General features: G+C 69.7%; 14 protein-coding genes. 7 read left to right on the forward strand and 7 right to left on the reverse strand.

The features are described 5' to 3' along the window. The coding region (locus N5079_RS24745; protein WP_261586424.1) for an IS4 family transposase at positions 1 to 1,304 on the forward strand (1,304 nt) is incomplete at its 5' end. Positions 1,305 to 1,524: 220 nt separating this feature from the next. Here the strand turns inward: N5079_RS24745 and N5079_RS24750 are convergent. Beyond that, positions 1,525 to 1,908: an HNH endonuclease family protein gene (locus N5079_RS24750; protein WP_261586425.1), complete on the reverse strand. Its 384-nt coding sequence runs from the start codon at positions 1,906 to 1,908 to the stop codon at positions 1,525 to 1,527. A 384-nt stretch (positions 1,909 to 2,292) separates the two neighbouring features. After that, complete coding sequence (locus N5079_RS24755) at positions 2,293 to 3,369, reverse strand: LLM class flavin-dependent oxidoreductase (protein ID WP_261586426.1); 1,077 nt, start codon at positions 3,367 to 3,369, stop codon at positions 2,293 to 2,295. Between the two features lie 199 nt (positions 3,370 to 3,568). Between N5079_RS24755 and N5079_RS24760 the strand changes: the two genes are divergently transcribed. Beyond that, complete coding sequence (locus N5079_RS24760) at positions 3,569 to 4,621, forward strand: LLM class flavin-dependent oxidoreductase (protein ID WP_261586427.1); 1,053 nt, start codon at positions 3,569 to 3,571, stop codon at positions 4,619 to 4,621. Between the two features lie 27 nt (positions 4,622 to 4,648). Here the strand turns inward: N5079_RS24760 and N5079_RS24765 are convergent, their stop codons facing one another. Next, positions 4,649 to 5,308 (reverse strand): CBS domain-containing protein, encoded by a 660-nt coding sequence (locus N5079_RS24765; protein ID WP_261586429.1) that lies wholly within the window; start codon positions 5,306 to 5,308, stop codon positions 4,649 to 4,651. 238 nt (positions 5,309 to 5,546) lie between these two features. Here N5079_RS24765 and N5079_RS24770 point away from each other — a divergent pair, with 238 nt between their 5' ends. Genes N5079_RS24770 through N5079_RS24780 form a run of 3 tightly spaced genes read left to right on the forward strand, consistent with a single transcriptional unit; the run spans position 5,547 to position 9,533 of the window. Then, complete coding sequence (locus N5079_RS24770) at positions 5,547 to 7,205, forward strand: FAD-dependent oxidoreductase (protein ID WP_261586430.1); 1,659 nt, start codon at positions 5,547 to 5,549, stop codon at positions 7,203 to 7,205. After that, a complete protein-coding gene (locus tag N5079_RS24775; RefSeq protein WP_261586432.1) occupies positions 7,202 to 8,623 on the forward strand; it encodes an ATP-binding protein in 1,422 nt (473 codons plus the stop codon). Before N5079_RS24770 ends, N5079_RS24775 begins: the two co-directional genes overlap by 4 nt. Before the next feature lie 52 nt (positions 8,624 to 8,675). Next, on the forward strand, positions 8,676 to 9,533 hold the full coding sequence (locus N5079_RS24780; protein WP_261586434.1) for an NAD(+)/NADH kinase: 858 nt from the start codon (positions 8,676 to 8,678) through the stop codon (positions 9,531 to 9,533). Between the two features lie 3 nt (positions 9,534 to 9,536). Here N5079_RS24780 and N5079_RS24785 read toward each other — a convergent pair whose 3' ends face one another. After that, complete coding sequence (locus N5079_RS24785; protein ID WP_261586435.1) at positions 9,537 to 10,361, reverse strand: SAM-dependent methyltransferase; 825 nt, start codon at positions 10,359 to 10,361, stop codon at positions 9,537 to 9,539. Positions 10,362 to 10,473: 112 nt separating this feature from the next. Here N5079_RS24785 and N5079_RS24790 point away from each other — a divergent pair, with 112 nt between their 5' ends. Further along, a complete protein-coding gene (locus N5079_RS24790; RefSeq protein WP_261586436.1) occupies positions 10,474 to 11,805 on the forward strand; it encodes an MFS transporter in 1,332 nt (443 codons plus the stop codon). Between the two features lie 103 nt (positions 11,806 to 11,908). On the opposite strand, the gene mgrA is transcribed toward N5079_RS24790, so the two are convergent. Beyond that, the gene (gene mgrA / locus N5079_RS24795; RefSeq protein ID WP_261586437.1) at positions 11,909 to 12,910 is read right to left on the reverse strand and encodes an L-glyceraldehyde 3-phosphate reductase; all 1,002 of its coding nucleotides are present in this window, start codon (positions 12,908 to 12,910) and stop codon (positions 11,909 to 11,911) included. A 655-nt stretch (positions 12,911 to 13,565) separates the two neighbouring features. Between mgrA and N5079_RS24800 the strand changes: the two genes are divergently transcribed. Continuing rightward, positions 13,566 to 17,390, forward strand: coding sequence for a S8 family peptidase (locus tag N5079_RS24800; RefSeq protein ID WP_261586438.1), 3,825 nt, complete (start codon positions 13,566 to 13,568; stop codon positions 17,388 to 17,390). A gap of 95 nt (positions 17,391 to 17,485) precedes the next feature. On the opposite strand, the gene N5079_RS24805 is transcribed toward N5079_RS24800, so the two are convergent. Beyond that, positions 17,486 to 18,118, reverse strand: coding sequence for an alpha-ketoglutarate-dependent dioxygenase AlkB (locus tag N5079_RS24805; protein WP_261586439.1), 633 nt, complete (start codon positions 18,116 to 18,118; stop codon positions 17,486 to 17,488). A gap of 41 nt (positions 18,119 to 18,159) precedes the next feature. Continuing rightward, positions 18,160 to 19,359, reverse strand: a complete 1,200-nt coding sequence (locus tag N5079_RS24810; protein ID WP_261586441.1) for an FAD-dependent monooxygenase — start codon at positions 19,357 to 19,359, stop codon at positions 18,160 to 18,162. Between the last annotated feature and the right edge of the window lie 40 nt (positions 19,360 to 19,399).

The following is a 19,399-nucleotide window of genomic DNA, read 5'->3' on the forward strand; positions in this document are numbered from 1 at the left end:
TGGACGCGGTACTGGAGGAGACCGGGACCCGCGAGCGCAGGCTGCGACTGCTGCCCTCGCGGGTGGTGGTGTACTTCGTCCTCGCGCTGGCGTTGTTCGAGCACTGCTCCTACCGGGCGGTCTGGAGTAAGCTCACCGCCGCTTTGGCCAGCTTGCCCCTCCTCGCGCCGAGCCTGTCCTCGCTGTCGCGGGCCCGGCGCCGGATCGGCGTCGCCCCGCTGCGCCGGCTCTTTGAGATTGTGGCCGGGCCGGTCGCCGGACAGGCTGTGCCGGGCGTGTTCTACCGGGGCCTGCGCACGGTCGCGATCGACGGCACGCACCTGCATGTCCCCGACACCGAGGCGGTCACCTGGCGCTATGGCAAGCGGGCGGGTGAGACGCTGGAGTTCGGCTACCCGCTGCTGCGTCTGCTGGTGGTGATCGAGTGCGGCACCCGCGCCCTGCTGGCGGCCGCTTTCGGCCCTGAGCGCGACGGTGAGCTCACCTACGCGCGCCAGCTTTTGGGTGTACTGGACCGTAGTGTGCTCGTGCTGGCCGACGCTGGATTCGACGCCGCCGGCTTTCTGAGCGGCCTGGTCTCCACCGGGGCGCAGTTCCTGGTGCGCTCCTCGGCCCGCCGCTGCCCCCTCATCGCCCGGCGCCTGCCCGACGGCTCCTACCTGGCGAAGATCGGTTACGGGGTGCTGGTCACGCCGCTGACGGTCCGGATCGTCGAGGCGCGCATCACCGTCACCCTGGCCGATGGCACCGTCCGCCGCGAGCAGTGGCGGCTGGTCACCTCCCTGACCGACCATGATCGTTACCCCGCGTCTGAGCTGGTGGAGCTCTATCACGAGCGGTGGCAGGCCGAGACCACCTACTTTTCGATCAAGGCGACGATGCTGGACGGCCGCGTCCTGCGCTCACGCACCACCTGCGGCATCGAGCAGGAGGTCTACGCCCTGCTGGTGACCTACCAGGCGCTCATCCGCGCCGCCGCCGACGCCGTGACCACCAGACCAGGCCTGGACATGGACCGGATCAGCTTCACCGTCCTGCTCCAGGCCGCCGGCGACACGGTGACCACCGCTACCCGGATCTTTGCGACCGGCCCGGTCGATCTGATCGGCACGATCGGCCGGGCAGTTTTAGGCGCGCTCCTGCCCGCCTGGCGCAGGTCCCGCCTCAAGGCCCGTACCCGTAAGAACCCGACAAGCAAGTACAGCCCGAACGCCGGGCAGCATCCCTCGACCACACAGACCTACAGCTTCCACGCCGCCGTCACGATCTTCGAGAAGGGGCTTGCCTCACGCTCCCAGCGCTAAACGCAACGGCGTTGACTCGGACGGGGTCACCTGCATTGACACCGGTGCCACCCAACCTGCGGTAGCTGTTCTTGGTCACGGTCGGCATGGCAGCCGGGAGGGGCGGTCTCCGTGCCGAGGTAGCGTCACCTCTCGATGGACCCTCGCAAGAGATCAGCCGGCCTGGCGGGGGTGCCCTTCTTCGCGGGGCGGCGCCGGTCGTCAGTGAGCGTGTGAATCATCACCTTTTGCAGGTGCGGAGCATGTTGAGCAAGGCCGCCTTCTCCTTCCGGGTGACGAAGAGCCGGTAATGATACTTCACGGTGATCCATGAGGTGGCATATCGGCACCAAAAGCTTCGGCGCGGCGGGCGCCAGCTCTGGGGTCCCTGGCCTCCCTTGGCGATGTTGGCGGAGTGGCTGACCACTATCAGCTCAGGACGGGTGAGGTCGTTGGCGAAGGCACGCCGGCGCGCCTGGCTCCATCTGGCGGCGCCCGAGCGCCAGGCGTATGCCAGCGGCACGATGTGGTCGACGTCCACCTGCTTCACGCTCTTCAGCAACTTGCCGTCGTACGGGCTGTACCAGACGCCCTTGATCGGGTGGCAGGCCGCATTCCTGCGCACGCCCCGTCCGCTGCGGGCAAGGACCACCTCTCGTGCGTCGCACCTACCCCTGTGGTGCGCCCACCGGGGCTGGAACCGGTGATGGCTGTACCCACGGATCGATAACGGCCTGGCGACTTTCAGCTGGGCCAGCATGTGGCGGGTCCGCGCCCCGGCATCGGCCTGTGTCCACTTTCGCGAGTCGGCCGCCGCCTGCGGAGTAGCGGTGACAGCGGTGATCGGGATGACCAAAAGAGTGAGTACGGCGGCGCGGAGGGCCCGGCTCAAGAAGATCATGGTTCCAGCCATACCAGTCACTCCCCGCCGACGGCGGCGATATGCAACACACGAAAGGGCATGCGTCACCAGTAGTTGACGATCATGCTCTGCGCTTCCGAGTTGGGCTCAGGCCATGAGTTCGCGGACTCGGGGGATGACCTTGGTGCCGTAGAGCTCGATATTGGTCATGAGCTTCTCATGCGAGAGGGGGCCCATGCCGTACTTCAGGTCGAAGCGGGTCGCGCCGAGCACCTTGAGGTTCGCCGCGATCTTCTGTGCGACGGTCTCCGGCGAGCCGACGTAGAGCGCGCCGTGCGGCCCGATCTCGTGCCGGAAGGAGTCCTCGGTAGGGATGGCGAAGCCGCGCGTCTTGCTGATGCGGGTGACCATCTCCAGCCAGTTCGGCCAGAACTCCTCACGCGCCTGTTCGTCGGTCGCGGCGACATGCCCGGGGGCGTGCACTCCGACCGGCAGCGGGGGGCGGCCGAACTTCGCCAAAGCCTGCTGGAAGAGCTGCGAGAACGGTGCAAAACGCGCCGGGGAACCGCCGATGATCGCGAGCATCAGCGAGTACCCGTACCGCGCGGCGCGGATGACGGACTGGGGGCTGCCGCCGACGCCGATCCACGCCGGGATGGGGCCGTTCTCCAGGTGCGGCACGACGTCCTGGTCGACGAGCGGAGCGCGCTTCCTGCCGTGCCAGGTGATCGGACCGCCCTTGAGCAACTCGGCGAAGAGCTGCGACTTCTCCTCGAAGAGCTCCTCGTAGTCGGCCAGGTCGTACCCGAAGAGCGGGAAGGAGTCGATGCTGGAGCCTCGGCCGAGGATGACTTCCGCCCGGCCGTTGGAGATGGCGTTGAGCGTGGAGTAGCGCTGGAACACCCTGACGGGATCGTCCGAGCTCAGGACCGTGACGGCCGACCCGAGCCGGATGTGGGTCGTGCGCGAGGCGATCGCGCCGAGCACCACGTCGCCGGCCGACAGCGGGAAGTCGTCGGTGTGGTGCTCACCGATGCCGAAGTAGTCGATGCCGAGTTGGTCGGCGAAGACACCCTCCTGGACGAGGTTCCGGATCGTCTGAGCGTGGGAGAGCGGGCGGCCGTTCTCATCGCTGGTGGTGTCACCGAAGGTGTCGAGGCCGAGGATGAGGGGGAACCGCGTGGAGTCCCCGTCCGATGCCGGCTCGGTGGATGTGGTGGTCATACCAGGTCTCGCTGTTCTGTATGGGGTTCTGCCGTGGTCGGAGTGGGCAAGGCGACCGGGGACGTCCCGGGCGACCCTGCTCCGCAGGGCCTGCTCGAAGTCGTGGCGACACGCCCCGGAGACGGGTCCGCCGGGCCCGCTTGATTGACACGTCAATCATATGCCTATGCTTGATACGTCAAGCATTGAAGGGACGACGATGGCGACCACGCCTGAAGAGCACCCGATCGTGATCGGGGTCGACAGCTTCGGAGACATGACCCTCGACAGCGACGGCACCATGTTCAGCCAGCCACAGAACATCCGAGCGCTTGTCGCGGAGGGAGTCCTCTCGGAGGAGTCGGGCATCGACTTCTTCGGCCTGGGCGAGCACCACATCGAGGAGATGCCGCTGCCGGCGCCGGACCTGGTCCTGGCCTCCATCGCGGCCCGTACCTCACGCATCCACCTGGGGTCCGCGGTGACGGTGCTCAGCTCCGACGACCCGGTGCGCGTCTTCCAGCGGTACGCGACCCTCGACGCCCTCTCCTCAGGGCGCGCCGAAGTGATCCTCGGCCGCGGGTCGAGCATCGAGTCGTTCCCGCTGTTCGGATTCGACCTCGCGGACTACGAGCGCCTCTTCGAGGAGAAACTCGAGCTGTTCGCCCAATTGCGCACGGAACAGCCGGTCACCTGGGCGGGAACCACGCGGGCCGCCCTACCCGGGCTTCAGGTCTACCCGCGCACCGCCGGCGGGGCGTTGCCGACCTGGGTGGGCGTCGGCGGCAACCCCGCGTCCGTCGTGCGAGCCGCGAAGTACGGCTTTCCGCTGATGCTCGCGATCATCGGTGGCAACCCCGCGCGCTTCGCCCGGCTGTCCAAGCTGTACCGCGAGGCCACCGCGCAGGCGGGCCTCGCTCCCCTGCCCATCGGGGTGCACTCGCCTGGACATGTCGCGGCCACGGACGAGGAGGCGAAGGAGCAGTACTGGCCCACCTACGAGAGCTTCATGCTCGACGCGCGGCGGCAGCGCGGGTTCCCGGCGATCACTCGCGAGTACTACGAGCACGAGGTGGCACATGGCTCCCTCTACGTCGGGTCTCCCGAGACCGTCGCCCGGCGCATCGCCAGGACCATGACCGCCCTGGACGCCACCCGCTTCGATCTCAAGTACGGCATGGGCCCGATGCCGCACGAACTCATCATGGAGAACCTCCGCCTCTTCGGCACCGAGGTCGCACCGCGGGTGCGCGAGCAACTCCAGCAGGGGTAGAGGCACTGTTCGTACTGAGCGGCCTGCTCAGATGTAGAGGGGCGGGACGGCCCGGGGGAGATCATCGATCTCGAAGGAGAGGTGTGCCTCCACATCGACGACTCCTTCCACCCTCCAGACCTCGTCGAGCAGAGGGGCGATCTGCGAACGGCGCTCCACGATGCCCGCCAGCGAGACAACGCCGTTGTTCACCCGAACGGAACAATCCCGGCACAGCAGCCCGGCCACCGCGGCGACCTCGTCGCGGATCTCCTCCCCCGGCCGGACGAACACCTGCAGCAGGTCGGACTGGCGGACGAGGCCCACGATCCGTCCCGTCTCGGGATCGACCACGGACAGTTGCTTGACCCTGTTCTTGTGCATGATCCCGGCCGCCCACCGGAGGTCGGTCTCCTCGGTGACGGTGATCGCCGGGCTCGTCATGAGCTCGGCGGCGGTGCGGCCCGCCGCCTTCCTGTGCCGCCGGCGGCGCGACGGACCCTCGAAAATCGAATCGCCGGGGCGTCTGGTGTCGATCTCCTTGAGCAGCAGGTCGTCGTCCGAGATGACACCCAGCACGCACTTGTCCTCGTCGACGACGGGTACGGCGTCCACGTGGAACCGGCACATCGCCTTGACCACGTCGGTGAACGAGGCGCCCGTCTCGACCGCGATCACGAACCGGTGCATGACGTCTCTCACGCTCATCGACATGGTGCACCCCTGCGTCCAGTCAATGCTCGGCCCTCCGCTGAAGCTCCGCCCTCTCCGCTCAAGGCTCCGCCGCCCGGACGGGAGAGGGGCAGCGGCGAAGGTCACCCCGTTCCGGGACTTACGTCCCCCGCCCAGATCACGCTTCTTGTGGGGATCCCCGGTGCCCCCTTCCTGGGGAGATACCGTCAGTCGACTCAAGCAGGCACAGAAAACGCATGGTTTGATGTCGTTTATGGCGAACCCCGCGATCCTGACCGTCGACGACGACCCGGCCGTGTCCCGCGCCGTGGCCCGTGACGTGCGGCGCCGGTACGGTGACCGCTACCGCGTGGTCCGGGCCGAGTCCGGCGACGCGGCCCTTGACGCGCTGCGCGAGATCAAGCTGCGCGGCGAGCAGGTGGCCGTCATGCTCGCCGACTACCGGATGCCGCAGATGAACGGCATCCAGTTCCTCGAGGCCGCGATGGACCTGTTCCCGCTGGCCCGCAGAGTTCTGCTCACGGCGTACGCCGACACCGACGCGGCCATCGACGCGATCAACGTCGTCGATCTCGACCACTACCTGCTCAAGCCCTGGAACCCGCCCGAGGAGAAGCTTTACCCGGTGGTCGACGCCCTCCTGGACGCGTGGACGGCCACCCCGGACACGGCGATGCCGGAGACCCGGGTCATCGGCCACCGCTGGTCGGCGCCGTCGTTCGAGGTGCGTGACTTCTTGGCCCGCAACCTCGTGCCGTACCGCTGGCTGCTGGCCGACGACCCGGAGGGCCGGCGCCTGCTGAGCGCGGCGGGGCTGTCCGAGGCGGACGTGCCGGTCGTGGTGACCGCCGACGGCAAGTCACTGGCCAGGCCGAGCGAGATCGATCTGGCGGCCCACGTGGGGCTGACGACCACGCCGACGTTGGAGTTCTACGATGTCGCCGTGGTGGGCGGGGGGCCGGCCGGCCTCGGCGCGGCCGTCTACGGCGCTTCCGAAGGGCTGCGGACCGTCCTCGTGGAGCAGCGGGCGACCGGTGGCCAGGCCGGCCAGAGCAGCCGGATCGAGAACTACCTCGGCTTCCCCGACGGCGTGTCCGGAGCCCAGCTGACCGATCGGGCCCGCAGGCAGGCGCTCAAGTTCGGCGCCGAGCTGCTCACCACCCGCGAGGTGGTCGGCCTCGAATGCGCCGGTTCGGCCCGGGTGCTGCACTTCGGCGACGGTACGGCCATCGCCGCGCACACGATCGTCCTGGCCACCGGCGTCTCCTACCGGATGCTGGAGGCCCCCGGGCTCGCCGAGCTGACCGGTCGCGGCGTCTTCTACGGCTCGGCGTCGACCGAGGCGCCCAGCTGCTCGGGCGAGGAGATCTACATCGTCGGCGGGGCCAACTCGGCCGGTCAGGCGGCCGTGTACTTCTCCCGCTACGCGAGCCGGGTGCACATCCTGATCCGCGGCGACGACCTGACGCGCTCGATGTCGCGCTATCTCATCGATCAGATCGCCGGCATCCCGAACATCGAGGTGCATCCGCGGACGACCGTCGTATGCGGCGAGGGCACCGACCACCTCGAACGGCTGACGCTGTGCGACCCCAGCTCGGGCAAGACGAGGACCGTCGAGACCTCCTGGCTCTTCGTGTTCATCGGGGCCGAACCGCGGACCGACTGGATCGGCGGCGCCGTCGCCCGGGACGAGCACGGCTTCGTGATCACCGGCCCCGACCTGCTCGCCGAGGGACGCCGCCCGCCCGGCTGGACGCCGCCCCGGGACCCCTACCATCTCGAGTCGAGCATGCCCGGCGTCTTCGCCGCCGGAGACGTGCGAGCCGACTCGGTCAAGCGCGTCGCCTCGGCCGTGGGCGAGGGCGCGATGGCGGTGTCGCTCATCCACCGTTACATGGAGGCCCGATGACCCGGCGGCTCACGCCCGGCGAGTTGCGCACGCTCTTCCTCTTCGAGGCTCTAGACGAGAGCCAGCTCGCCCGGCTGGCCGAGGTGGGAGAGGTCGAGCAGCGGGCTGCGGGCACGGACGTCTACTCCGAGGGCGAGCCGGCGACCTGCTTCTTCGTGCTGCTCAACGGCACGGTCGCGATGAGCAGGCGGATCCACGGCGACGACGTGGAGGTCAGCCGCACCGAGCAGCGCGGGGTCTACGGCGGCGCGACGCAGGCGTACTTCGCGCTGGCCGACCAGGTCTACATGAACACCCTCCGGGCCATCACCGACGCCGAGTTCTTCGTGCTGCCGGCCGACGTCATGGCCGCGTCGGTCCGCGAATGGTTCCCGATGGCGATGCACCTGCTCGAAGGGCTGTTCGTCGGCATGCGGGCCAGCCAGACGATCGTCGGCGAGCGGGAGCGGCTGCTGGCGCTCGGCTCGCTGTCGGCCGGGCTGACCCACGAGCTGAACAACCCGGCGGCGGCGGCCGTGCGGGCGACCTCCGCGCTGCGGGACCGGGTCGCCGGCATGCGCAACAAGCTGGCCATGATCGCCGACGGGCGGCTGGACGGCACACAGCTGCATGACCTCGTCGAGCTCCAGGAGGCGGCCGTCAAGCGGGCCGCCACCGCGCCGGAGCTGTCCGCGCTGGAGACGTCCGATGCCGAGGACGTGATCGCCGGCTGGCTCGACGACCACGACATCACCGGCGGGTGGGACCTGGCACCGACGCTCGTCGCGGGGAGCGTCGAGATCACGTGGCTCGAGCAGATCGCGGACGCGGTGGGCGAGGACAACCTGGAGCCGGCCGTACGGTGGCTGACCTACACCATCGACACGGAACTGCTGATGGGGGAGATCGAGGACGCGGTCACCCGGATCTCCGGGCTGGTCGCGGCGGCCAAGCAGTACTCCCAGCTGGACCGCGCGCCGTACCAGACCGTCGACGTGCACGACCTGCTCATCGCCACCCTCACGATGATGCAGGCCAAGATCCCGCCGGGGATCCGCAAGGTCAAGGAGTTCGACCGGACGCTCCCCAAGATCCCCGCGTACGCCGCCGAGCTGAACCAGGTGTGGACCAACCTGATCGACAACGCGGTGTCCGCGATGGGCGAGAGCGGCACCCTGACCATACGCACCAGTCGTGAGGAGGACCGGCTCCTCGTCGAGGTCGGCGACACGGGCCCCGGCATCGCGCCCGAGGTCCGGCCGAGGATCTTCGAGCCGTTCTTCACCACCAAGCCGGTCGGCGAGGGCACTGGCCTGGGGCTGGACATCTCCTACCGCATCATCGTGAACAAGCATCACGGTGACATCCGGGTGGATTCGGTGCCTGGTGACACCAGGTTCCGGGTCTACCTGCCGATCACCGACGGAGCCTCCGTATAGCGGGTGAGTGGCCAACCTCACTCGCGGGTGCTCGTACAGTGTGGTCATGGGCATGGTCAGCACGGTTGGGCTCGTACTGCACCCTCGGCGTGACTCGGCGGAGGCGATCGAGACGATCGTCGAGTGGGCGCGCGGGCGCGATGTCACGGTGCTCGGCCTTCCCGACGAGGTGGGCCGCATCGACTGCAGTGCCGTACCGGTCGATGCGGAGACCCTGGTCAAGCGGGCCGACCTGCTCGTCAGTCTGGGCGGTGACGGCACGATGCTGCGGACGATGCGGTTGATCGAAGGTCATCCCACGCCCATCCTGGGCGTCAACCTGGGCAGGCTCGGGTTCCTCCCCGAGATCGACGTGGAGGACCTGCCGCCCGCCCTGTCGGCCATCGACAGCCACCGGTTCACCGTCGAGCCGCGCATGGCGATCCAGGCCACCGGTTCGGACGGGAAGACGGCGACCGCGTTCAACGACATCGCGCTGGTACGGATCCCCGGCGACGGGCTGTCCGCCGTGGCGGTCAACGTGTACGGGCATCCGTTCGTGCGGTACGCCGCCGACGCCGTGATCGTCGCCACCTCCACGGGGTCCACCGCGTACAGCTTCTCCGCGGGAGGCCCGATCGTCTCGCCCACGGTGGAGGGTTTCCTCGTCGTCCCGGCGGCGGCGCACTCGGCGTTCAACCGGGCCCTCGTCCTGTCGGCCGACGAGGAGGTCACCCTCGACGTCCTCCCCACCAGCGGGCAGCTCGCCATGGAGGTGGACGGCACGATCGGCGGCTACCTGTGCCCGGGAGACCGCCTGACCGTGACCGCCCTCCGCGCCGCCGCGCAGGTCGTACGGCTCGGCACCACGACCTTCTACGAACGCGCCCGCCGCAAGCTCCGCGTCAACGGCAGCGCCGAGGTCGACTGACGCTCAGCCGTCCGCCCGCGACGGGGAGACACGGCCGACGCCACAGAGGAAGTACGCCTTCGTCCGCTCGATGGACGGGTCGATGAAGGGGTTGTCCGGGCGCCAATCGTGCAGGTTGACCATGCCGGGCTCGACGAGGTCGAGTCCCTCGAAGAACGGCGCGATCTCGCCCGTCATTCGCGCGACGAACTGGGCGCTGGCGTTCTGGTAGACCTTCTCCACCCCGGGCGCGACCTCGGGACGCGCGTCGGCCGCGACGTGCGAGATCGCCATGTGGCTGCCCGGCGCGAGGGCCCCCCGGATCTGGGCGATGATCGCTGCGGGGTGGTCGGAGTCCGGGATGAAATGCATGATGGCGAGCAGGAGGACGGCGATCGGCTGAGAGAAGTCCAGGTGCTCGCGCAGCTCCCGGTTGTTCAGGATGTCCTGGGGACGGCGCAGATCGCCCTCGACGACCCGGACGAGCGGGGTGTCCTGGAGGAGGGCACGGGCATGCGCGAGGACCTGCGGGTCGTTGTCCACGTAGACGGTCCGGGCGTCGGGGGCGTGCTCGCGCGCCACCTCGTGCACGTTGCGCTGGGTGGGCAGGCCGGCGCCGATGTCGAGGAACTGCCGGATGCCGCGCTCGGCGAGGAAGCGCACGGCCCGGACGAGGAACTCGCGGTTCTCGCGGATGCCGATGGGGATCTCGGGGACGTAGCGCAGGACCTGCTCGGCCGCCACCCTGTCGGCGGGCAGGTTGTCCTTGCCGCCGAGGAAGTAGTCGTACATACGTGCCGCATTGGGGACGGTGGGGTCGAAGCCGTTACCGAGGACATCCGGGTCCATGCGTATCCTCCCCATTAGTCGACACTTCGGGCGATCTTAGATTAGACACTAAATTGCATGGTATTTCGTTAAACAATGGTAGGAATATCGCACTTCCTGTCATGATCGTCTCATGGCCGCTTCCCCCCGGCGCCGGGTCCTGGGCGCCCAGCTCGCCTCCGGAATCACCCCCGTCAACATGTGGGCCCTGCTGTTCTTCGCGACCATCGGCACGGCGGTGGTGTCCTTCCTGCCGTCGGCGCAGCCGCACATCCTGACGACGATCCTCGGCGTGCCGGAGTCGCGCCAGGGGACGACGATCGGCGTGCTCAACCTCGCGGCCGAACTCGCGATGGTGCTGAGCCTCGCGTGGTACGGCGCGCTCGCCGATCGGGCCGGTCGGCGGCTCGTCGTGCTGGCCGGCCTCGGGCTGTGCGCGGCCGGCACCGCGCTGTTCCCGTTCGCCGGAAGCACGGCCGTCCTCGTGGCGCTCCGTGTGGTGTTCGGGCTGGGCGTGGCCGCGATCAACGCGATGCTGTCGACCATCGCGATCGACTACGTCCGCACCCGCTCGCGCGGGACGTCGTACGGGCTGATCGGCGTCTTCGGCGGGCTCGGCGCGGTGATCGCCGTGCTCGCCCTCGTCCGGCTGCCGCAGACGCTGGAGGCCGCGGGGCTGGAGCCGGTCGCCGCGGCGCGGCTGGCGTTCCTGGTGATCGCGGCCGGGATCCTGGTGTCCGCGGGCGCGCTGTCGCTGTCGCTGTCGCGGGTGAGAGTGAGCTCCGTCGGCGAGCGGACCCCGCTGCCCCGGCTCGTCCGCGAGGGCGTGTCGCTGGCGCGCGATCCGGGCGTCGCCTTCTCGTACGCGGCGTCGTTCGTCGCGCGAGCAGACCTCGCCATCGTCGTGTCCTTCATGACCCTGTGGATCTCCGACTACGCCAAGGGGCACGCGGGCATGACCAGCGCCGAGGCCGTGGCCAAGGCGGGCGCGATCGTGGGGATCTCGCAGACGGTCGCGCTCGTCACCGCGCCGCTGTTCGGCTGGCTGGGCGACCGCGTGCGCCGCCAGGACATGGTCATCATCGCCCAGGTCGTCGCCGGGGTGGCGTACCTGTCGACGCTGCTGGTCGCGGATCCCCTCGGCCCCGGCATGATGGTCGTCGCCGTGTTCATCGGCCTGGGCGAGATCGCGGTCATCACCACGGCCGGCCCGCTGCTCGCGCAGCAGGCGCCCGCCGACGTGCGGGGGTCGGCGTTCGGCGTGCACACGCTCTGCGGCGCGGCCGGCGTAATGATCATCTCGGCGCTGGGCGGCGTGCTGCACGACACGTGGCGGCCCGCCGGGCCGTTCGTCGTCTCCGGCGCGGCCGGCCTGCTGGTCGCCGCGTACGGCATGTCCGTACGGCGGCGGATCGCGGCCAGGGCGGACGCCGACCTGGCCGGGGAGACGGTTCCCGTCGACTGACAGTGATGATGTAGATGAGCGCCTCCCGGCGGGGCGTGCCGCCGTCCCACAGCCGTACGGCCCCGGGACGGCATCGGCCTTGCCGCCCGAGCGGCTCCAACCGCTATCCGAGGAGACGGTCGATTTCGGCGAGTTCCTCGGAGGACAGGGGCGGGCCGGCCAGAGCGGCCACGTTCTGCTCAAGCTGAGGGACGCTGCTCGCGCCGATCAGGACCGACGTGACGCGGCTGTCGCGGAGGATCCAGGAGATCGCGAGCTCGGCGAGGCTCTGCCCACGGGCCTGGGCGACCTTGTTCAGCCCGCGCAGCGTCTCCAGCAGCTCGGGCGTGAGGTCGTCGCGCGACAGGAAGCGGCCGACGGCCATCCGGGAGTCGGCGGGGACCTCCCCGTCGAGGTAGCGGCCGGTCAGCAGGCCCTGGGAGAGCGGCGAGTAGGCGATGCACCCGGCCCCCGCGTCCTCAAGCGTGTCGAGCAGCCCACCCTCGATCCAGCGGTCGAGCATCGAGTAGTTCGGCTGGTGGATCAGCAGCGGGGTGCCGAGCTCCCGCAGGGCGGCCACGGCGCGGGCGGTCTGCTCGGCGGAGTAGTTCGAGATGCCGGCGTAGAGCGCCCGGCCGGAGCGGACGGCCGTGTCGAGCGCCCCCATGGTCTCCTCGATGGGCGTCTCGGGGTCGGGGCGGTGGGAGTAGAAGACGTCGACGTAGTCGAGGTTCATCCGCTTGAGGGACTGGTCCAGGCTCGACAGCATATATTTCCGCGAGCCCCACTCCCCGTACGGCCCGGGCCACATGTCGTAACCCGCCTTGGTGGAGATGAACAGCTCGTCGCGATACGGCCGGAAGTCGGCCTGGAAGTGCCGTCCGAAGTTCTCCTCCGCCGAGCCGTACGGCGGGCCGTAGTTGTTGGCCAGGTCGAAGTGGGTGATCCCGAGGTCGAAGGCGCGGCGCAGGACGGCCCGCTGGCGGTCCAGCGGCGTGATGCCGCCGAAGTTGTGCCACAGCCCGAGGGAGATCTCCGGCAGGAGGACCCCGCTCCGTCCGCTCCGCCGATAGGTCATGGTGTCGTAGCGGCCGGGTGCGGCGGCATAGGGGGACTGCGGGGACATGCGAGGCCTCTCTTCGTGGACGTACGGCTCCCGCCGGAGTGGCGAAAGCCGTACATAAGGACTATCAGGAAAGACCATGCAGATAGCGCCCAGGGTCGCAGTCGTGGGCCTCGCTCCCGACCACTCGACCGCGTCCTCGGCGCCATTGCCGCGCTCATCACATCGCCCCGCTCCCATCGCCCCGCTCCCATTGACAGGCGTGCCGCCCTGCGGAGGGGCGACGAGCTATGGCATGAGCGGGCCGAGCGCATCAGCGCCGTCGCAAGCGCAGGACCTCTCCCAACGTGCCGGCCGGCGTCTTGGTCTGGGGCGCGACGTAGTCGATCACCTCGTCGGGAAACTCAGCCCCGGCCGCGAGGGAAACGTCCGTGCTGCGTGTAAAACTTCAGCAGCAGCGTGAAGGCCAAGCGCGTGCTCACCTGCTTGTCGTTGACTCCGCGGATATCGGAGATCGGCTATAGAAGCCCGCCCGGCCCCGCGGCCAGGAAGCCGACGGCCCCTCTCAGAAACTCCCAGCCGTCGAGGTAGTAGGGCTTCCTGGCGAGATCGCGACATGTCGCACATTCGCCAATCAAACGATCTTTCGGTGCGCTAACCGCCGTACCCATACTTCCCGCGGATACTCACGTGCCCCAAACCAGTTGAAGGAGCCTCCTTGAGCGCTTTCCCCCCTCGCAAGGCCGGGCTGATCGCCTTGGGGGCTGCCCTCATGGCCATGGCGGGAATCCCGCCCGCGATGGCCGCGCCCGGCGCAGAGCCGCCTTCCCCCCTGGCGGCCGCCCTCGCCAACACGGCCGATGGCGTCCACAAGGTGACCCTGATCACCGGTGACACCGTCACCGTGCGCCACAACGGCGGGCGAGCCACCGGACAAGACGGCGCGGAAGACGAGCGGCAAGACGGCGCCGGCCACAGTGGGAGCCACGGCGGTGGAACGGTGGACGTCCGTCGCCCCGACGGCTCCCCTTCCGAGGCCCACATCGTCGAATCGGGCGACGACCTGTACGTCTATCCGCAGTCGGTCCTGCCGTACGTCGCGGCCGGAAGGCTGGACAAGCGTCTCTTCGACGTCACGCAGTTGATCAGGGACGGGTACGACGACGCGCACCTCGACCGGCTGCCCCTGATCGTGTCCTACAGCGACGGCGCGGCCCAGGCCCGCTCGCAGGGAGTGCCCGAGGGAGCCGCGAAGGTGCGGACCCTCAGCAGCATCCAGGGCGCGGCGGTGACCGAGGACCGCGACCACTCCGCTGAATTCTGGACCGCGCTCACCGGCGGCACGCACACCGCCAACGGCACCGGCGCCCGCACCAGCAGCACCGGCCCGGGCACGGGCGTCGCTGCGCCGGCCTTTGCTGGAGGCATCGCTAAGGTGTGGCTGGACGGCAAGGTCAAGGCCACCCTTTCGGACACCACCGCCCAGATCGGAGCACCCGAGGTCTGGGCCGGGGGGAACACCGGCGAGGGCGTGGACGTGGCCGTCCTGGACACCGGCGTGGACGCCGGACACCCCGACCTGGCCGGACGGATCACCGCCTCGGCCAGCTTCGTCCCCGGTGAGGACGTCACCGACCGGCAGGGGCACGGCACCCATGTCGCCTCGACCATCGCCGGGACCGGCGCCGCCTCCGACGGCAAGGAGCGGGGCGTCGCCCCCGGCGCGAGCCTGCACATCGGCAAGGTGCTCTCCAACGCCGGCAGCGGCCAGGACTCCTGGGTCCTGGCCGGCATGGAGTGGGCCGCCCGCGACCAACACGCCAAGGTCATCAGCATGAGCCTGGGCTCCGGCCCCACCGACGGCTCCGATCCGCTGAGCAAGGCCGTCAACGCGCTGAGCGCGGAGACCGGGGCACTGTTCGTCATCGCGGCGGGCAACCTCGGCGCTCCTTCCACGGTCTCGGCTCCGGGCGCGGCCGACGCGGCCCTGACGGTCGGCGCGGTCGACACCTCGGACCAGCTCGCGCCGTTCTCCAGCCAGGGTCCGCGCCTGGCCGACGAGGCGCTGAAGCCGGAGCTCACCGCGCCCGGCGTCGACGTGCTGGCGGCGCGCTCGCAGTACGCGCCGGAGGGCGTGGGCTACTACCAGACGATGAGCGGCACCTCGATGGCCACTCCGCACGTCGCGGGGGCCGCCGCGCTGCTGGCCGCCGCCCACCCGGACTGGAAGGGGCCGCAGATCAAGGACGCCCTGGTCAGCACCACGAAACCCACCCCGCAGTACGACGCCTACCAGGGTGGAAGCGGTCGCCTGGACGTGGCGGCCGCCGTGCGAGGCACCGTGTTCGCCACGGCCACCGCCTACACCGGCATCCCCGAGGGGGCCCACCCGGGGACGTCGGAGCACGTGGTGACGTACACCAACACCGCCGAGGAGCCGGTCGTCCTCGACCTGGCCGTCGACGCTCCGCAGGCTCCCGACGGCCTGTTCGCGCTCTCCGAGAACCAGGTGACGGTGCCCGCCCGCGGGACCGCGACCGTCACTCTCACCATGGACCCGAGCCGGGCCGCGACCGGCGCGCACTACACCGGCCAGATCCGGGCGTCCGGCTCCGGCGGCGTGGTGCTGGCCCACACCACGATCGGCGTCGGCACGGTGCGCGAGTTCCACACGCTGTCGCTCATCCTCAAGGACGGCGCGGGCAGGCCGATGTCCGGCACGGTGGAGTTCATCGGGGAACACAGCCCCTTGGACTTCCTCTACGTGGACGAGACGGGCAGGCTGGATCTGGCGCTCCCGAAGGACGTCTACTCCGCGATGGCGTTCGTCAACGTGCGGGGCACGCATGGCCCCCACTCCCTCGGGCTCGCCCTGCTGGGAGATCCCGAGATCGTCCTCGACCACGACACCGAGGTCGTCCTCGACGCGTCCGCCGCGCACCAGGTCAAGGCCACCACGCCCAGGGAGAGCGCGACGACGTTCGAGCGCATGGAGTACTACCGCTCGCTGAACTGGCCCTGGCGGTCGTTCCTCCTGTCCGGGGATCGTTACGACAGCATCTGGGCGCAGCCGACCGGGGAGAAGGTGACCCACGGCGACTTCTACTTCACCGCCCGCTGGCGCAAGGAGCAGCCTCTTCTGGCGGTGGTGTCGAAGACCACGGACTACACCGACGTGCTTCCGCAGTCGGGCACGACGCGCCTTCCGGAGGGACATTGGGACCTCCGCGCCGTCTACGCGGGCAACGGCAGCCCCTCCGACTACGCCGGGCTGGACGCCAAGGGCAAGGCCGTCGTCGTACGGCGCGACCCAGCGGTGATCGGCGACCGCGAGCAGGCCGCGGCGGCAGCGGCGGCCGGAGCGAAGCTGCTTCTCGTGCAGAACGACCAGATCGGCCGGGAGGTGCGGAACTACAGCCCCACCCCGCTCGACCGCTCCCCGATCGAGGTGGCCCTGCTCAGCACGGACGAGGGAGAGAAGCTCATCGCGCAGGCGCGAGGCGGCAAGAACACGCTGGAGGTGACCTCCACGCCCGTCAGTGACTACGTTTACGACCTCGTCGAGATGCGGCATGGGGCAATCCCCGCCGACGTGGTGTACCGCGCGGACCGGAGCAACCTGGCCCGCGTCGACGTGGCCTTCCGCCACCCGGATCCGACGCGCCGCGGCGGCGAGTTCCGCTTCGACTGGCCGTCCTACTCCGAGTGGGGCATCGGCTCCCTGACGGACGAGCCCGTACGCGGCAGCCGTACGGACTGGGTCTCCACGGGCGGCGGCTACCGCTGGGGCCAGGAGGCGTACGTCGAGGGCATGCTGTACCAGATCGACGCCCGGGCGAGCTACCGGCCCGGTAGCACCACCAAGGAGGAGTGGTTCGCGCCCATCGAGCGGCCACACCTGAACGACAACTACAAGCTGCCCCGCCGCACCGGTGACACGCTGAGCATCGACATCCCCGGCTGGGGCGGGGCCGACCACGTCGGCATGTCCATGGACTACCAGGGCATGCGGCACACCCTGTCCCTCTACCAGGGGGACACCCTCCTCCGGCAGGCGACCTTCAACACGTGGGTCTCGGCGGACGCGCCCGGCCCCGGGCGGCTCCCGTACCGGGTCGTGCTGGCCGCGGAACGGGATCCCCAGGTCAGCCCCTACTCGTCGAAGACCCGCACGGAGTGGGACTTCCAGTCCGAGACCTCTCCCGGGGAGGAGGGCTCGGTCCTGCCTCTGCTCCAGCTCGACTACGCGGTGGACACGGACGCGGACGGCAGGGTCCGGCGCGAGGGCGACCTGGCCGTCAGCGTGGCGCACCTTCCCGGCGCCGTGGGCGCGGGCGCGGTCGGGCCGATAACCCTCGACGTGTCCTACGACGACGGGGCGACCTGGCATAGGGCGTCGCTGACGTCGACGGGCGCCGGCGCGTGGAGGGCGGGCCTGCACGCCCCGGTGACCGCCCGATACGTCTCCATCCGGGCCGCCGCCCGGGACACCAAGGGCAATGCGGTCACCCAGACCGTCATCCGCGCCGCCGGTCTCCGGTAAGCGGTCTCGCCCGGCACTGCTCGTTGAGCACGGTTCGGCCCCGCTGCCCTTTGCCGGGACGGCGGGGCCGAACCGTGACCCGGCCTGGTGACGGCTCAGGCGACGCCGCGTGGGCGGAACTGGATGCTGATCCGCGCCCCGGCGACCCGTGTGCTCTTGGGGATGGCGTGTTCCCAGGTCCGCTGGCAGCTACCGCCCATCACGAGGAGGTCGCCGTGGCCGACCTCGTGACGCAGCGTGGGGCCTCCGCCGCCACGCGGCCGGAGCATCAGGTTGCGCGGCGTGCCGATCGAGACGATCGCCACCATCGTGTCCTCCGTACTGCCGCGCCCGATGGTGTCGCCGTGCCAGGCGACGCTGTCCCGGCCGTCGCGGTAGAGGCACATCCCGGCCGTGCGGAACGGCTCGCCCAGCTCCTCGGCGTAGTGGGCGTTGAGCGCGTCCCGCGCCACCTCCACCACACCGTCCGGAAGGGGCTCTCCCTCGTCGTAGAACTTCAGCAGCCGGGGGACATCCACCATCCGGTCGTACATGTGCCGCCTCTCGGCATGCCAGGGCACCACATCGAGCAAGCGGTCGAACAGCGCGTCCGACCCGGAGATCCAACCCCGCCGCACATCGATCCAGGCTCCGTGATCGAGCAGGGTCCGCTTCACCGTGGGCCCCAGAGGGCCCACGCAGGTCTCATCGCGCCAGTCCAGCAGCGAACCCTGGAACAGGCTTTCCATAGGCTCAGTGTACGACGTCCATTCGCACACATATTCGATCTTCAGGTGTAGTCCTTCAGCGTGATGGCGCTCGCCGTCTTCCGGACCCCCTTGGCGATCAAGCCCTTCCACGGCACGTACGGCAGGAGCCGGTAGTTCGTGTTCATGAACCAGGCGATGAAGCGGTTCTCCGGGACCATCCACCTGCTGACCCCCTCCCCCTGCTTCTGGCAGCCCCTGGCGTAGTCGCGCATCGCCTCCTCATAGCGGGCGAACGCGGTGCGATGGTCGCCCCCGGCCTCCGCCAGCTCCCCCGCGAGGACGTACGCCGCGACGATGGCGAGGCCGGTGCCCATGCCCGACAGCGGCGAGGCGCAGTAGGCGGCGTCTCCGAGCAGCACCACCCGCCCCGTGGACCACCGGTCCATGTGGACCTGGCTGACCGAGTCGAAGTAGAAGTCGGAGGCGTCACGCATGTCCCGCAGCAGCCGGGGAGTCTCCCATCCCACCCCGGCGAACGCCTCAGCGAGGATCTTCTTCTGCTGCGCGACGTCCCGGCGGTCATAGGCCAGCGACGGCGAGCCGAAGTAGAACAGCGCCTTGGCCTCGGTGTTCTTCCGGGCGCTGTACATGGCGACGAGCTTCCCCGGCGTGCCGTAGGCGTGCCCGGCGTAGTCGAGCCCGAGGTGGTTGGCGGTCGTGAAGATCGCGCAGTAGAGCCCCAGATCCTTGACGAACCGCGACTCGGGGCCGAAGGCGAGCGCGCGCACGTTGGAGTGCAGGCCGTCGGCCCCCACCACCAGGTCGAACCTGCGCGGCGCGCCCCGCTCGAAGGTGACGTCGACACCGTAGGCGGTCTCCGAGATGGAGGTGATCGAGTCGTCGAAGATGTACTCGACGTCGTCCCTGGTCGCGTCGTACAGGATGCGCGCGAGGTCGCCCCGCAGGATCTCGACGTCGCCGCTGAAGAGGTCGGCGGGCATGCTCGCGATCTGCCTGCCGTCCTCGTTGACGTATGACATCGCGCCCATGTTCGTCGCGACGCGCTTGATCTCGTCGAGGATCCCCATGCGCTCCAGCACGGTCAGGTGGGCCTCGCCGCGGAAGTCGACCGCGTAGCCGCCGTCGCGGAGAGCGGGCGCCCGCTCCACCACGGTGGGGGTGAAGCCGTGGCGGCGCAGCCAGTAGGCCAGCGCGGGGCCGGCGACGCTCGCCCCGGAGATCAGGATGTTCGCGTTCGTGTGGCGCTCTGTGGTGTCCATGACTCAGACCTTCGCGGAGGGCGCTCACCGCGCGCTCACC

The sequence above is a fragment of the Planotetraspora sp. A-T 1434 genome (assembly GCF_025420585.1).
In the GTDB taxonomy this organism is placed as follows: Bacteria; Actinomycetota; Actinomycetes; order Streptosporangiales; family Streptosporangiaceae; genus JAOEGB01.